This window comes from Staphylococcus sp. HMSC067F07, assembly GCF_001837405.1.
GTDB lineage: Bacteria > Bacillota > Bacilli > Staphylococcales > Staphylococcaceae > Staphylococcus > Staphylococcus capitis.
Map to the genome: position 1 here is coordinate 1 of NZ_KV832229.1, position 790 is coordinate 790.

At 27.3% G+C, this 790-nt stretch carries 1 protein-coding gene; it reads left to right on the forward strand.

Annotated features, from left to right (window positions below):
* Positions 1 to 680, forward strand: a 680-nt coding sequence (locus HMPREF2706_RS02735) for an ABC transporter permease (RefSeq protein ID WP_141761270.1), incomplete at its 5' end; no start/stop codon positions are given.
* Positions 681 to 790 lie beyond the last annotated feature (110 nt).

The window sequence follows — 790 nt, forward strand, 5'->3', positions numbered from 1 at the left end:
ATTATACTATAAATTCAACTTTGCAACAGAACCTTATTTCTCCTCAAGCATCTATCGAATCAGCATTTAGTGGATTTTCATGGTTTATATTTTTATTAATTATTCAAGCTAGTACCATTATTTCAATGGAGTTTTATCACGGTACAATTAAAAATCTTCTCTATCGCAAATATACAAGAGCAAGTATTATTATAAGTAAAATTATTACATTAGTAATCTTTTCATTACTATATTTTATTATTAGCATTATTGTAGGATTTATTTTATGGGCTATTTTCTTCAATGATATTAATCTCATTGAAAGTAAGGGGAATGAGTTATCGTTATTAAGTAAAATGTTATTAACCGGGTTAGGTACATATGTCGGAACTTGGTTAGTCTTAAGTGTCACTTTATTAATTTCATGTGCAATGAAAAGTCCTGGTGTCTCTATTGCTGTCGGTATTGTATTTTATTTTGCCACTTCAATTTTGTCAGGTATATTAACAATTATTGTAGATAAATGGGAATGGTTAAAATGGAACCCGATTAGTATGATGAACATTATGGTTCAAATTGTTGATAAAAGTATGAAAAAATTTACAAAATTAGAATTACATGAGTTGTTTATTGGTAATATTATTTATATTATTATTTTCTTAATTCTCGTAGTATTTGTCTTTAAAAAGAAAAATGTCTAATGTAACTCAACGCACTCTATAATTTTGCATTTCTCCATTAACCAATGTTATAATTTAGTTAACAAGAGCTTCGTGTATTATATGCACCAATCCCCTCACTATTGCGAGTA